Source organism: Streptomyces malaysiensis subsp. samsunensis (genome assembly GCF_024519315.1).
GTDB classification, from domain to species: domain Bacteria; phylum Actinomycetota; class Actinomycetes; order Streptomycetales; family Streptomycetaceae; genus Streptomyces; species Streptomyces malaysiensis.
The window spans coordinates 22,431-37,355 of the sequence record NZ_JANIIC010000061.1 but is presented as its reverse complement, the minus strand read 5'-3'; the positions used below and the strand labels follow the sequence as shown (position 1 = coordinate 37,355).

The 14,925-nt window shown below is 64.2% G+C and carries 10 protein-coding genes; 6 read left to right on the top strand and 4 right to left on the bottom strand.

Going from position 1 to position 14,925, the window contains the following annotated elements; genetic code table 11:
* Window positions 1-6 precede the first annotated feature (6 nt).
* The 6 genes from NQU54_RS37960 (at window position 7) to NQU54_RS37935 (ending at window position 7,145) form a co-directional block, all read left to right on the top strand.
* Entirely contained in the window at window positions 7-1,971 is a 1,965-nt protein-coding gene (locus tag NQU54_RS37960; RefSeq protein WP_257634962.1) for an alpha/beta hydrolase, read from the top strand.
* A complete protein-coding gene (locus NQU54_RS37955) occupies window positions 1,968-2,537 on the top strand; it encodes a hypothetical protein (protein WP_257634961.1) in 570 nt (189 codons plus the stop codon). Before NQU54_RS37960 ends, NQU54_RS37955 begins: the two co-directional genes overlap by 4 nt.
* A gap of 410 nt (window positions 2,538-2,947) precedes the next feature.
* On the top strand, window positions 2,948-3,409 hold the full coding sequence (locus tag NQU54_RS37950) for a DUF2563 family protein (RefSeq protein WP_100806003.1): 462 nt from the start codon (window positions 2,948-2,950) through the stop codon (window positions 3,407-3,409).
* Between the two features lie 1,603 nt (window positions 3,410-5,012).
* A complete protein-coding gene (locus NQU54_RS37945; RefSeq protein ID WP_257634960.1) occupies window positions 5,013-6,257 on the top strand; it encodes a S8 family serine peptidase in 1,245 nt (414 codons plus the stop codon).
* A 120-nt stretch (window positions 6,258-6,377) separates the two neighbouring features.
* Window positions 6,378-6,752 (top strand): WXG100 family type VII secretion target, encoded by a 375-nt coding sequence (locus NQU54_RS37940; RefSeq protein ID WP_079259172.1) that lies wholly within the window; start codon window positions 6,378-6,380, stop codon window positions 6,750-6,752.
* Between the two features lie 81 nt (window positions 6,753-6,833).
* Window positions 6,834-7,145 carry a WXG100 family type VII secretion target gene (locus tag NQU54_RS37935; protein WP_257634959.1) on the top strand — a complete coding sequence of 104 codons (312 nt, stop codon included), beginning with the start codon at window positions 6,834-6,836 and terminating at the stop codon, window positions 7,143-7,145.
* Between the two features lie 67 nt (window positions 7,146-7,212).
* Here NQU54_RS37935 and NQU54_RS37930 read toward each other — a convergent pair whose 3' ends face one another.
* From NQU54_RS37930 to eccCa, 4 genes are all read right to left on the bottom strand, one after another.
* Window positions 7,213-7,875: a hypothetical protein gene (locus NQU54_RS37930; RefSeq protein ID WP_257634958.1), complete on the bottom strand. Its 663-nt coding sequence runs from the start codon at window positions 7,873-7,875 to the stop codon at window positions 7,213-7,215.
* A 20-nt stretch (window positions 7,876-7,895) separates the two neighbouring features.
* A complete protein-coding gene (locus NQU54_RS37925; protein WP_257634957.1) occupies window positions 7,896-10,205 on the bottom strand; it encodes a hypothetical protein in 2,310 nt (769 codons plus the stop codon).
* 46 nt (window positions 10,206-10,251) lie between these two features.
* Entirely contained in the window at window positions 10,252-10,701 is a 450-nt protein-coding gene (locus NQU54_RS37920; protein WP_257634956.1) for a type VII secretion target, read from the bottom strand.
* Between the two features lie 97 nt (window positions 10,702-10,798).
* Window positions 10,799-14,749 carry a type VII secretion protein EccCa gene (eccCa, locus tag NQU54_RS37915; protein ID WP_257634955.1) on the bottom strand — a complete coding sequence of 1,317 codons (3,951 nt, stop codon included), beginning with the start codon at window positions 14,747-14,749 and terminating at the stop codon, window positions 10,799-10,801.
* Window positions 14,750-14,925 lie beyond the last annotated feature (176 nt).

The following is a 14,925-nucleotide window of genomic DNA, read 5'->3' as shown; positions in this document are numbered from 1 at the left end:
GGACCGATGGACTACGCGACGCTCAAATCCCTCAAGCCATCGGAGTTCGAGGATGCGGCGGATGGCTACCGAACCGTCGGTGACATGGCCAGCCAGGTCAAGGACGACCTCGAGCAACGGATAGCCGCAGGCGTGCGGAATACGCTCGAGGGTGAGGCCGTCGACGCCGCCGTGATACAGCTCCGGAAGCTGGCGACGAACTTCCACTACACCCAGGTCGAATGCGCCCTCATCACCATCGCTCTCAATTCTCTGGCCTATGAATTACGAGCGGCCAAGAACAGACTCGAAGCCGCTGTAGAGGACGCCGCGGCAGAGAAGTTCTCCGTGGGCCCCGATGGCTCGGTGAGCTACCCGGCGGCCGGCGACAAGGTCGACGGCAAAGTGCCGGAGGGCGGCACGGTCAAGGGCAGCGCGAAGGGCAAGCCGACGAACCAGCCGATCGACCCGACCGGCGACGCGAACGACGTAGCCTCAGCCCTGGAGCGCCAGGCCGCGAACATCCACCCCAACCCGAACTTCGGCCGCGCGGTGGCCATCGCGAACCGCATCGCCCAAGCCGTCGATCAGGCCACACAGGCCGATGAGAAATGGGCCCCCAAGCTACGAGCGCTGAAGGCCGACGACGATCTGGTCGTCGCCGCGGAGGACTGGGCTGACGCGAAAAAGGACGCCACTGGAGTCCGCCATGGCGCGAAGGATTACCTTGGCGAGATCAAGCACCCGCCTGAGCACGGCAACCCGGAAGATAACGCCAAGTGGTGGAAGGGGCTTTCCGATCAGGAGAAATCGACTTACGCCTCTGTATACCCCGACAGTCTCGGATCACTCAACGGCATTCCGGCAGATGTTCGGGATGAGGCTAACCGCGTCGTGCTCGCGGAGAAGCACGGCGAGTACTCAATGCAGCTTCAGGAGATTCCAAAGGAGCCGAATAAATATGTAGGTATACGCGATGCCGTTCCGGGCAACGCGTACAGCGGAGAGTGGGTCGCTTGGGATAAGCGGTACGGAGACAAAGAGCGAGAGTTGAAAGCGGCGCTGAAGGGGATGGAAGCCATCCAGGACCGCTTCGACCGGACGGGGCAGGTGGATCCCAAGCACCCTGGAGAGAAACCGTTGCCGAAAGCGTATTTGCTCGGCTTCGATACTAAGGGCGAAGGTCACGCCATCGTGGCCAACGGTAATCCCGACACAGCAGACCATACGGCAGTCTACGTTCCAGGGACCACGTCGAACCTTGAGAAAATAGGTGGAGATGTCGGGCGAATGGAAAAGCTATGGAGAGCAAGTGATGGCATAGCGCAAGGGCAGAACGTCTCCACTATTACATGGCTTGGTTACGATGCCCCGCAGAGTATCGTGGCCGATGCGCCCAAAAGTAGTTATGCTGACGACGGTGGACCCAAATTGAACGACTTCGTCAGCGGCCTGCGTGCTTCTCATAATGGGGATCCTGGACACTTGACCATCGAAGGTCACAGCTATGGGAGCACCGTTATCGGATCTGCGGCCCGTCAGGGGGATCTGGCAGCGGACGACATCTTTGTGGCGGGTAGCCCTGGTATGCAGGTCGGCCATGCTTCAGATCTCGATGTCGGCGAGGATCATGTCTGGGCAGCCGACGCCGGGAAGAGCGAGATACCGTGGCCTTCAAGCGACCCGGTTCCTGAAGTGGGGTCCTGGGGGCATGCCAAAAAAGATGTCAATTTTGAGATGCCGGATATTATTCCCTGGTTTGATGGGGACGGCATGTCCGGCCCGGCCGATCTGAACCCAACGGACGAAAACGGAATCAGGCTCGGAGTGATTCGAATTGATCCGCGCGAGCCAACCGACCCTGATTTCGGGGGCAATGTCGTCAACACTGACACGTCAGGGCACAGCGGCTACTGGGATGAAGACTCCGAGAGTCTTCAGAACCAGGCAAAGGTTGTGGTCGGAAGGTATGGGGAAGTGACACGCAAGTGACGGAATCCGTACAACGCCGATTCGCCTTGCGTGTCGGCCTCGCGATGTCTGCCCTCATCGCCGCGACAGGATGTTCAACGGTGACAAAAGACGAAGACGGTCTGGACTACACGCCACGGCGTATGGCCCTAGAGGATGCGAAGGACTTGGCCAGGCGGCAGTCCAGCAAGATCCTCGACCTCTCTGAGCTCCGGGGCGACGTTTCCCCCGCCGCCCCGCACGCCAGCCCCTGCAAGGACGTTGAACACGGCTACCGTGTGAACCATTGGTGGTCGGTGGTGGGGCCATCAGCGGATGCTCTGAAGGAGGCCATGGACAGGCTTTATCGCGAACTCCCGAAGCAGGGCTGGAAGGTCTATCGCTATGGAGAGGCCAACTCCAAGGCGCGTCAGCTCCGACTTGAGGTAGAGGACAAAAAGGAGCACTACACGGTCACGATCGAACTAAGTCTTCCTTCCACCTACCCGAACCCATCGAAGTGGGAGAAGAAGATGCGTGACAGCATCTCGGTCTCCCTGGCATCGCCCTGCTACGTCGATAAGTCTTACAAACCCAACGACCAATAATCGGCGCGGGTGCCCGTGCCGGGGGACTCGGACAGGTAGGGACGAAGCGGTCGGTCCCCCGATGTTGATCTCGGTACTCCTGCCTACCTCGCGCCCCCGCTGCCTGGCTGCGGCAAGCCGGGGCGGGGGCTGTCCCCACCAGGCCCCCGCCCGGTGCCGATGGCGCGTCTCGTCCTGAGGGCGGAGCGCACACCTGTGCTGTCGTCCCGGGAAATAGGTATGCGTACTCATGCGCGCCTGTGGTGAAGTCGTTAGTGTCGCTGGATGTGACGTGTGCCTCGTATGCGTCGTTTGGGGGAGGGGCCGTTACTGAACCGTCGACGGCCCGTAGCTGCGGGGCAGTTGGGGTGTCCAAGTCTGATGGATAGAGTGGCTTAGGACATCGTTGGTGTCATACGGGGAGGGACAGCGTGAGGCCCATAGAGCCGGGGTCTGTGCCGCAGACGCCGTTCGGCAAGAGGCTGGTCAAGGAAGCCGAGACCCTTGCCAAGTTCAAGAAGCGCTTGGACAAGGTTCTGACCGACCTTGATAAGTCTCCGGCATCGCGCAAGACGATCTCGCAACAGTCCATCACTCGGGACGCGTACGGCTCGGGCCCCGGGTTCACCTCCGCTGACGATCTGGCCAACCTCTATGAGAAGGTCCACGCGCGGCTGGAGACCCTGTCCAAGTCCTTCGGTGACCAGATCGAGGCCATGGGCCTCATGGCGATCGTCGCCGAGCGCGGCTTCGACGGCATGGACGCCGAGCAGGCCCGCCGAATGCAGGAGATCCAGGCACGCGCGCAGAAATACTACCGCGAGGCCCCCCAGAAGCACGCTGGTCAGGGCGGGAACCACAAGGGCAAAGAGGTCGGGGGCGACGCGCTGTGAGGGGGAGAAGGTAGATGGCCGGAGGGAAGTTCGAGAAACGGTCCCACGACGAGCTCTACAACATGGTCGCGACCGCGAAGCCGACCGCGCTGACCGATGTCGGGGCCGCTTTGACGGCTGCCTTCGACGACATCAGTGCCATCGCGGAGGAGCTCAAGGCACACGCTGAGCGGGTGCACTGGGAGGGCGACGGTGCCGACGCCTTCCGCGAGTGGGGTCGTGAGGTGGCCAAACAGACCCACAAGATGGCTGACTTCACCTTGCTCGTCGGCGTACACATGACCGCTGCGGGCCAGGGTCTGACCGAGGTCAAGGCCGCGATGCCGGCCCCGACGGCGGCCGATGACAAGAAGCACAAGAGCGATGCGGAGCAGGCGGTCGCGGATAAGCACCACCTGGAAGCGCTCCAGCAGATGGACAAGCTGGACTCGTATTACGAGACGGCTTACACGGAGATCAACAATCTCGAGGAGCCGAACTTTCCGCCCTTGCCGCCCGGGTTCGCCCCGCATTACAACCCGCCTGCACCCGGCTCCTCAGAGACGGCTCAATCCGAGGTAGGTACACCGGTATCCGGTGCTTCTCATCTCGGTGGGGGTCCGGGGGCTGTCACTGCGTCTCAGTCGGCAGCCGTCCCCACAGGGCACGGCGACTCGAATGTGGACGTTGTGCCGAATGCTGTGGGGGACGCCAGGATCAGCATTGACTCCACGATGACGCCACCTTCACCTGACGTCATCGATCAAAGCAGGCCCCCTGTTTCACCGCCGCAGGATGCGTCTCAGCAGCACATAAACCCTGTGGTGCCAAACGGACCCAGGCCGCTCCTGCCAAGTGCCCCGCCGCCTATGCGAGGTGGGGGGAACCCCGTACGTGGACCCATTGCGCCTTACCAAGGTGGGGGAAAGCAACCTCGGCCGACGGGCATTCCTCGAACCGGGTTGCCTGACGGCATCCACGGCGGGACCCAGGCTCGCCCACCCGGGCAAACCAACACTCCGCGGATTCCTCGGGGCAGAGTCATCGGAGAAGAGCAAGGGCTGATGAGGCGCGGGCCGGTGGGGCCCGCCACACACGGCTTCAAAGGCACGCCTCCGCCTGTGAATGGGGGGTCGGGCCGGCGGCTCGCCTCGGAGCCGGGTGGGACCGTGGACAGTCCACGAGGACCGAACAACGCGAATGGGCAGCGTTTGCCGCGGGGGACGGCCGTCGGAGACGAACACGGTATCCCTCCAAGGCGTGGTCCCCTGGGCGCGGGCGGTGTATCCGCCGAGAGTGGTACGCACGCCCCTGGGGGCAGTGGTGGCCAGGGCCAGCGGCGCGCGTCGGAGTCGGGAGGTTCCGTCAGCGGTGCGCGCTCCGCGCGCGGAACGCAGTCGGAGTTCACCCCAGGGGGATCCGGGCTTGTACGGGCCAACCAACAGCCTGAGCCGATGCCACGCTCGGGCAGGGGAGCACCGAACGGCTCGGAACCCTCCGGCTCCAGGCCCGATTACCTTCAGGACGACGAAGAGAACTGGTCGGGTGGGCGGCGTGACACGATCCCGCCGGTCATCGACTAGATCGACAGATCGCTGTGCAACGCCGAGGAGAGCACTCACCTATGCCCTTTCAGAAGTACGGAGCGCGGCGGCGTTCCCTATCGGCTCTGGCGATACTCGGAGCCGGGCTCATGGCGGTGGGTGGTATCGCGCCCGCGGCAGCCGCACAGGACATCAGCTCTCAGCAGTGGTACCTGAAGGACATGCAGGCCGAGGACATGTGGAAGGTGAGTAAGGGCAAAGGGGTCACCGTCGCCGTTATCGACACGGGCGTTAAGGCATCGCTGCCCGAGCTACAAGGGCAAGTGCTGTCCGGTATAGACGCCTCTAACTCACCAACAGATGTGAATAAAGATGAGAATGGGCATGGGACTAACATGGCCGCTCTCATCGCCGGGACGGGGAGCGGCGGTGGCATCCAGGGGTTGGCGCCGGAATCCAAGATCCTTCCCATCAAAGCTATGGTTGATGGCAGGACGGATGCCGCTGACCCACTAATTTCCAGGGCCATCAGGTATGCGGTGGATCACGGTGCTCGAGTCCTGAATATCTCTCTTGGGACAGGGGGCACGAGTTCCATGTACTTCACCAAGGCTCGAGCCGCCGTAAAGTACGCGATCAACAAAGGTGCCTTGATATTCGCTGCCACGGGGAACAGCGGGGATAAGGAAAACTATCCCGAGTACCCATCTTCACTTTCCGGCGTCGTAGGTGTGGGCGCCATCAATCGTACGGGGAAGGTGGCTGGGTTCTCTACGTCTGGCGATCAAGTGGGGCTGGTGGCCATCGGGGACGAAATCCCCATTCGCTGCGGGAGTAACGTCTGCACTTCGCATGGCACCAGCCAAGCCACCGCCATCACCTCCGCCTCCGCCGCCCTGATCTGGTCCAAGCACCCCAAGTGGACCAACAACCAGGTCCTGCGCGTCATGATGCAGACCGCAGCGAAGCCCACGACCGGTGACATCCCGAGCAGTTACCTCGGGTATGGCTCGGTCCGTCCTCGCAAGGTGCTCCTTGATGGCGAGGGGGATCCGGGGCCGGCCAACACGAATCCATTGCTCGCTCGTGAGGGGGCGACGAAACCGGAGCCTTCCGGGTCGGCGTCTAAGCCCGCGGGGGATCCCTCACAGTCCCCCGCATCGGATGAGCAAGCTGCCGAGAAACCCGCAGCGGAGGCCAAAACGAGCGACGACGGCGGTAATACGACGCTCTGGGTCGCCTTGGGTGCGGGCGTTGTGGTCGTCGGGGCCGCGGTCGCCTTCACCGTTGTGCGGCGTCGTGGTGGAACGATGGCCAGGCCGTAACCAGCACCAACTACAGCTATACGCTTCCTGCCATGTCGGGTAGGAAACTCCACAGAGTGGTGAGCTGACGAAAGAATCCCCAGCTCGGCTCACCAACACATCATGGGGGAAGGTGGAAAGATGTCGGGCTCGCAGCGGATAAGCGATGCACATTTCAGGAAGTTCGAGGGCGACCTCGGGCGTGTCAGTGAGGACCTCTCACAGAACCTGCGCACGCTGATCAACGCCATTGACACGGTGGAGGCCGCCTGGACCGGTCAGGGCGGAAGCGCGTTCAGGAGGGCTCAGATGAGCCTGAACGAGGATCACGAGGCCCTGCGTCAGCTGATCGTCAACATCCACGAGGCGGTGCAGCTCACGCACCGTTCCGGTGGTGCCAACGACACCGAGATCGCATCCCAGCTCCGCAGCATTGACGTCAATGGCAGCGAGGCGGGCGGGCAGCTCGGTCGTGGTGCGGATGGCCTGGCCCACAGCAAGGTCGACCAGTTCTAGTCGTCCACGGGGCCATCAAGGTGGGCCCTTGGGACGGAAATGATCGACAACCATCAAGACACCACGAGGGGTGGAGCATAAGTGTCCGGTGACGGGATGGACATCAAGGTCACATACAACTCGCTCGAGGACACCGCCGGTGACCTCGAGCGCGGCGCCAGGGTGGTGAGCCAGCAGATCGAGGCCATCATCGCCGCGGTGAAGGGTGTCACCGACGGTTGGGAGGGCGAGGCTCACCAGATGATGCTGGCCGCGGAGAGGCAGTTCAAGACGCGCGCCAACCACATCGAGAGCACGCTCAAAGAGGTGGCGACCAAGGTCAGGACCGGCAGCATGGACTACCACGCGACCGACAAGAAGTCGGCCCAGCTGTTCCAGGACATCACGTTCTGAGAGTGCGTCGCACGCAGTATGGGTGTGGGCAACCGCTGAAGCGGTTGCCCACACCCATATTCACGTCTTACCGCAACCCCGGCTTCGGCGGCGGTGCTACAACCTTCGGATCGGGGTATTCGGGATCTTTCTGGCAGTCCAGCTGCGCCGTTATCTTTTTTGCCGAGGCGATGAGCAGTTTGGCGTGCGAGTGGTCGCTGACGGTGAAGTAGTCGCGCATGGCGAACTCCAGGGAACGACCCCCTCCCGATGCTGTCCCGCCGCTGCTGCCGATGTCACATGTGACGACGAGCCTGCCGGCGTCTTCCGGACCGACGGTGGTCGTGTAGTGCACCGACCGGCCCGATGGGGGCGAGTGGGGAGTCCACGCGACGGTGATGGCGAGCAACTCTTTGCCGTCGGCCTTGTCCGTCAAAGTGCAGAGGTCCTCGGGCGTGCTTCTCCTGGCCGACTCCTCGCGCAGCGCCTTCGACACTTGGTCGGTGCTCCTGGTCTTGACCGGATAGACCTTGCTGGGTCCGTTCGGCTCCTGAGCCTCCTTCGCGATGGCCTTGTCGAACAGGCCGCCGCATGCCTGGGCGACAGGAATGAGCCCGGCGTCGGCCGTTGGCTTGGCGGTCGGCTTCGGATCCTTGGACTCGTCGTCGCCGCCACAGCCCGTGACGGCGATGACAGATGTGCAGGCAAGGGCTGCCAGTCGCCCAAAAGTCAGGCGAAATTTGCGTGGCACGATCTCTCCTGTCGGCTCCATTAGCTGCCGCTCCCGGTCAGTTGGGCGTCACCCACGCCGCGTATGTAGCCAGCCTTCACACGCTCGCTGGCCTGGTTGTACCAGGCACCGTCGTCGAGTTCAGGATGGGCGGCGATATAGGCATCGAGTGGGTTGACCGAACGACGCTGGCTCGCTTCGACAAACTTCTTCTGCATGTTGTGAGCATCCGCGTCGACCTTGTCGTCGAACTCCTTCTGCTGTTTCTCGATCTCCCGGTCGATGTTGATACCGGCCTGGGTGTCGATGGCACCGGTGGCGGCGTCGACGAAGGGTGTGACGAAAGGCGTCGCCCTCGCCGCCTCGAACGGGACGGTGACGAGGCTGGTGACGGTGCTGATCCCGGTACTCGTCCGGTACTTCTGCCATTCCCCGGCTTCCGACAGCTTCCTCGCCTTCTCCTCTTTGCTGTCGTTCGCGTCGCTCATGATGGCGTCCGAGCGGGCCTCGTCCAGGATGCCCTGCGTCTCGGCGCCGGTGCCCAGAGCCAGGGTGAGAGCGTCGTCCGCCTTCGGGTGGGCCTTGAGTACGTCCGTCGTGAAGTCGTGCTGGGCTGCGGAGAGAATCTGATAGCCGCTGTCATCTCTGCCGACCGCCGACAGGAAGTTCTTGGCTGTTTCATTGGCGATGGAGATGTCGGATGAGCCGAGTGCGCCGAAAGCCGCGTCGCGGGTTTTCGCCCCGGATTCGGCATCGCCATGGTTGGCAGTGGCCCAGTCCAGATTGTCGATGTAGCCGGCGCCCACGCGAGCCAAACTGTCACTGAGGCCGGACTTGTCCGCGAGGATACCGGAGTTGTCACCGACCACACTGATCAGCTGGGTTGCGACATTGACACTGGCGGGGTTGCGGTTGAGGCCCAGCTCGGGCTGGTCGTAGGGATGTCCCAGCGCGGCAGCCTCGAAGGCGTGTCCCAGCTCGTCATAGCCGAATCCCTTACCGTCCTCGGCGTAGAAGTTTCCATTCAGCCATTTGCGCTCTTTGAGCAGATACATGAGATCGTCGTTCGGCGGGACCTTGTCATCCTGCTCAAAGCGGTCCTGGTGGAAAATGGTCTGGGCCGCTTCCGGATTGTGCCCCAGCGACTCCATGTAGCCCGCCATGGGGTCGACTCCGTGGTCATTGTCCTCGCCGAAGTTGACGTACGTCTCGTACCCGTCGGGCCAGTAGAGATCCTTCAGGTCATCCTTGTGTTTGCGGTCGAACTCGAACAGGCCGCCGGTGCGACCGTCCTTGCTGTGTGGATCGGGATAGCCCTTGCCGTAGTCGACGAGGAAGTCCTTGTCGTATTCGCCGTACCGCAGCAGGCTGCTCATCACCTGGAAGCCATAGGACCCCGGAGTGCTCGTCCCGGCCTCCCAGTCGGTGTCCATGACGCGCCGGGGCCCCAGCTTGATGATGTCCTTCTTCCACTGCTTCATCTCATCGCTGTTGGAGTGAGAGGCGGTGGCAAGGGTGTAGCCGAGTGATCTCTGGAGTTTCTCCAGGTTCTTGGTGCGCTCGTCGCCGAATTGCTGGCCGGTCGTGACGTGCTGCCAGAATTCCAGGGTTCCCTTGGGGCCGAGATCGGTGGCGAACTTCTCGGAGAAGTAGGGGTCGCCCTCGTGCCGGGAGAGGAGCGTGTTCGCCCGGGCGATCTCGGTGGCGCTGAGGTTCTTCTTGGACTTCGCCAGTTCCTCGACCTCTTTGAGGTCCTTGCGTGCCTGCTCGCGCCCAGCCTTCGCGTCCTTGGTGCTGCCGTACCCGTCGTCGGAGAAGCCCTCATCCCGGCCGTTGCCGTCCTGGGTCAGCGCCCAGGCAAGAATCTCGTCGGTCGTGGTGGCGTTGGAGACGACATCGTTGATGTAACTGTTGTAGTTCGCTACGACCTCACTGAAGTTCTTCGCCTGTAGCCCCTGTTGCGCCGGCGTGAGATCGTCGAGGTTCGTCGGCTTGTAGGAGACGTGCCCTGTGTCGTCGATGGCCAGGTGCTTCGCCTCCTCGATGTCCTTCTTGTACTCCTGGAGCTTCTTCTTGGCGTTCTTGAACGCCGTGTACGCGTCATGCAGCAGGCCATGAACGTCCTCGGCTTCGCAGGCGGCCAGTTCAATCTCCTTGGCTGCCTTTTGCATCCGCTTGAAAGCCGAATCCGCTGCCTCGCCCTCCCAATCCGAATTGGTCAGAGGGGTCTGCACTTCAGTGCGCAGATTCGTGCCGACCTGTCGGAATTTCCCGGGCAGGGTGCGCCACTTGTCGACCGCTTCGGAGAGTGGGGTGAGGTTGACGGTGATGAGCGTGTGATAGGTGACCATATGCGCTTCCGCCTTGAGCTGGGACCGTCGTTCCGGGGGATAGGTGCTACCTGGCTACCTTGTCCTGGCCGCCGTCCCGCTTCTTTCCCTCGCGGTCGATCTGGTCGCCGATGCCCTTGTCGGTCACCTCGAAGTGCGTGGCGGCGTCTCGTAGCGGACCTGCCAGGCCCTGCGACAGAAGCCCCTGGGCGTAACGCATTTGGGATCGCCACCGCTCCTGGAACGTGGCGAACGCCGCTGCGGAGTCGAAGCCCTTGAGGCTCGCTTTCACCTGGCCGGTCTCGGTCATCGTCTCGTTGTCCGCTTTGGCGAAGCCGGTGCTCACGTGGTCGACCTTGCCGGCTTTGTTTCGCAGTACCGAAGCGGTGACCTTCAGCTTCTTCTGCGGAATTCCCCGGCCGCCGTTGCCGTCGTCGAGCTGATTGAGCCGCATATGGGATTCCTGTTGCTTTGCGGCTTCGGCCTTGATACCAGCCCATTCGTCCTCGAACGACATGATTCCCCCAGTGTATGAAGTCGCAAAGCGAACTACTCTATGTACACGTCAAGCTAGCAGGGACCTGCGCGGACCGCAGCCCCCTGCCCTTGCCGCTCTACTGCTCCGGCAGCCACCCCACCTGCGTCAGCGGCACCCCACGCTTACGCGAGACGAAGAAACCGCGGCCGGGTGGCATGGGCCGTGGGCGGACTCCGCCGAAGACATCGCCCTCGCCGGGGTCACCGGACAGCACCATGCCCTGGGCGCCGAGTTCCTTCACGCGCTGCATAAAGGTCTCGAACATCGAACGGGAGGCGCCCGCGGTATTGCGGGCGATGATGAAGCGCATACCGACGTCCCGTGCGAAGGGCAGGTTTTCGGTGAGGATTGCCAGCGGGTTACCGGTGCTGGTGGAAACCAGCTCGTAGTCGTCGATGATGACGAAGAACTGGGGGCCGCTCCACCAGCTGCGGTCGCGCAGCTGCTGAGGGGTGATGTCCGGCTTGGGGGCGCGCCGTTCCATCAGCCCGTTCAGCGCATTGGCGTGGAGTTCCAGGGCGGACGCGATCGGGGCGTACTCGAGGAGATGGCTGTCCGGGATGACACCGAGCAGGGAGCGGCGGTAGTCGCCCACCACGATTTTCGCCTCGTCCGGCCCGTACCGCTCGATGATCTGCTTGACGATGAGACGGATGAGCGATGTCTTGCCCGATTCGCTTTCACCGAAGATGACGAAGAACGGGTCGGTGTCGAAATCGACGAATACAGGTTCCAGGTTTGTCTCGTCGATGCCGATCGCGATGCCGTGCTGCGGGTATTCGAAGCCCTTGGGAAGTTCGTCCGCGCGGAGCTTGCGCGGGAGCAGTCGTACGCGCGGGGCGGGCGGGCCGGACCAGGAGGTGCTGACCGCGCGGACCAGTTCGGCCGTCGCCTCGGTCATGGTGTCGGGGTCGTGGCCCTTGTCGATACGCGGCTGAGCGCCCATGAAGTGGAGCTTCTCCGGGAGTTGACCGCGGCCGGGGACGCCGACCGGGACGTTCGCGGCGACCTTGCGGTCGAACTCCGAGTCCATCGTGTCACCGAGGCGCAGTTCCAGCCGGTTGAGCAGCTGGTCCTTCAGCGATGCGCGGACCTCCATGTTGCGGGAAGCGGTGATGACGACATGGACGCCGTAGCCGAGTCCCCGGCCGGCGATATCGGTGACGACGCCCTCCAACATGTCGTACTCGGCCTTGAAGTTGCCCCAGCCGTCGATGATGAGGAAGACATCGCCCCAGCCCTGGTCGGCGTGTTGTCCGGCCGCACGCTGGCGTCGGTAGGTGGCGATGGAGTCGATGTTCTGTGCACGGAAGTACTCCTCACGCCGGGCGAGCACCCCGGAGACCTCGGCGACGGTCCGCCGCACCTTCTCGGGGTCCAGACGGGAGGCGACCCCGCCCACATGCGGCAGATCCGCGATGGAGCTCATACCGCCACCGCCGAAGTCGAGTCCGTAGAACTGCACCTCGGCGGGGGTGTGGGTGAGGGCGAAGCCCGTGACCAGGGCACGCATCAGTGTGGACTTGCCGGACTGCGGGCCGCCCACCACCAGCATGTGGCCCGCGGCGCCGGAGAAGTCGCGGTAGAGGATGTCGCGCCGCTGCTCGAACGGCTTGTCGATGAGGCCCAGAGGAACGACGAGACCGCCCGGCCTGGCGTAGTCCGCTGATTGCAGACCCCGCTCCTGTGTGGGTGCGAGCGGCGGCAGCAGCTCGTCCATGGAAGGCGCTTCGTCCAAGGGAGGCAGCCAGACCTGGTGGGCGGGCTGGCCCTGGCCTTCCAGGCGGCTCACGATGACGTCCAGGACCGTCTCCGCCAGCGCCTCGTCCTCGGGCTGGACCAGGGCGTTCAGCCTTTCCGGATCCGGGGCTGCGTACGTCACCGGGACGGGAGCGGCCGTGAACAGGGCCGGTCGGCGCTCGACGGGCAGGGACGCGCTGTCCAATTGCGCCGGGCCCGTGCGGTACGAGCCGGAGACGTACGCCGCCTTGAAGCGGGTCATCTCGTCCGTGCCGAACTTCAGGTAGCCGGAGCCGGGAACGGGGGGAAGGTGGTAAGCGTCCGGCACGCCCAGGGCCGTACGGGACTCGGCGGCGGAGAAGGTGCGCAGGCCGATGCGGTAGGAGAGGTACGTCTCCAGGCCGCGCAGACGGCCCTCCTCCAGCCGCTGCGAGGCGAGCAGCAGATGCACCCCCAGGGATCGGCCGATACGGCCGATCTGGATGAACATCTCGATGAAGTCCGGCTTCGCCGTCAACAGCTCACTGAACTCGTCGATCACCAGAACGAGTGACGCCAGGGGTTCCAGCGGGGCGCCGGCCGCCCGTGCCTTCTCATAGTCATGGATGTTCGCGTAATTGCCCGCCGAACGCAGCAGCTCCTGACGGCGCTGGAGCTCACCGGTGATCGAGTCGCGCATGCGGTCGACCAGCGTCAGGTCGTCGGCGAGGTTGGTGATGACCGCGGCCACGTGGGGCAGCTCGGACATGCCCGCGAAGGTGGCGCCGCCCTTGAAGTCCGCGAGGACGAAGTTGAGAGTCTCGGACGAATGCGTGACCGCCAGCCCCAGCACCAGGGTTCGCAGCAGCTCCGACTTGCCCGAGCCCGTCGCGCCGACGCACAGACCGTGCGGGCCCATACCGTCCTGCGCCGCCTCCTTGAGGTCCAGCATGACCGGGGAGCCGTCCTCCGAGACGCCGATCGGCACACGCAGCCGCTCGGCCAGCGAGCGGGGCCGCCAGGTGCGGGAGACATCCACCGAACCGGCGTCGCCCAACCCCAGCAACTCGGTGAAGTCGAGATTGGCGAGCAGCGGCTCATCGTCGTCGTCCCCGCCCATGCGCAGCGGCGCGAGCTGCCGCGCGAGCGCCTCGGCCGCTTCCACGGACAGCGAGTCGGGCGTGCCGTCGTATCCGGCGACCTGCGACTCCAGCTGAAGCCTGCCCGGCCGTACGACGATCGACAACCCGCCGCGCGGTTCGTCGAGTTCGCCCGCCAGGATCTCGATGACGGTGACGCCCTGCAAACCCTCGGCCGCCGCGAACGCCGAGTCCGGTGGCACCATCGCTCCGTCGAGTACGAGCACCAGATGTGGTTGGTCGAGGACCGGCTGTCCGTCCCTGCTGAAGCGGGTGCGGCCTTCCAGCCGCCCCCTCAGCAGCTCCTCCACCTCGGCGAGGGAGTCGCCGAACAGCCGCCGTGAGCCCGCGCCGTCGAAGGACCCCGGCACCTGCGCATGGGGGAGCCACTTCGTCCACTCCCACTCCTCCGCCGCGCCGCGTGCGGCGACCGTCGCGATGACGAGGTCCTCCGGCGAGTGCAGGGTGGCCAGTTGGGCGATCAGCGCCCTGGCGATCCCGTGCACCTGCTCCGGAACTCCGGACACGGTCATGTGGTAGAAGGCGCGCAGCGACACCGCCATGGGCAGGTTGTCCAGCGCCCCCTGGGTCGCGAGAAAGCGCTGCATCGCACCTGCCGCCAGCGGCTCCAGCTCGTCCACGGTGGCGGTCTCGGGGGCGATCAGCGGCGTGGAGAGCTGCTGCGTTCCCAGCCCGAGCCGCACCTGCGCGAAGTCGTCGTCGTTCAGGCGCCGTTCCCACACGCGGCTGCCTTCGGCGACGATCGCCCACAGCTGCTCGGGGGCGGGGTGCAGATAGAGCTGGGCGTCGCGTTGCCGCTGCGCCGTGCGCCGTACGGTCCGGCGCGTCTGTGCGAGGTACTTGAGGTAGTCGCGGCGCATGTCCGCCCGCTGGCCCTGAGAGCCCTGCCGATACCGCATGATCATGGCGATGGTCATGGCGAGCGTGGAGAACATCATCATCACGCCCATGATCTTCATCATCGGGGCGGCGCCCGGCATGAAGAAGTAGACCATCGACGAGCCCATGCCAAGCGTCGGCAGCAGCTGCATCAGCATGCCTTCTTGCTGCCCGCGCGGCAGTTCCGGGGGTGGTTCGAGGCGGAGTTCCTCGGTCGGCACCTCGGGCGGCAGAGCCCGTGGCTGGCGCTTGACGACGACCTGGCTCACCGGATCCCTCATCCCTCCGCACGGAGGGACAGTTCTCGTCCGGCACCCCCGTGGCGACGGCCTTCCTCCGCGAGTCATCGATCCTATCGGCGTATCAGCTCCTGAGCCCCGGTAGGGTGGCCGCCGCGCGCGCATGACACCGGCGGTGTCGCAGACCGAACCAGGGGGCCCTACAC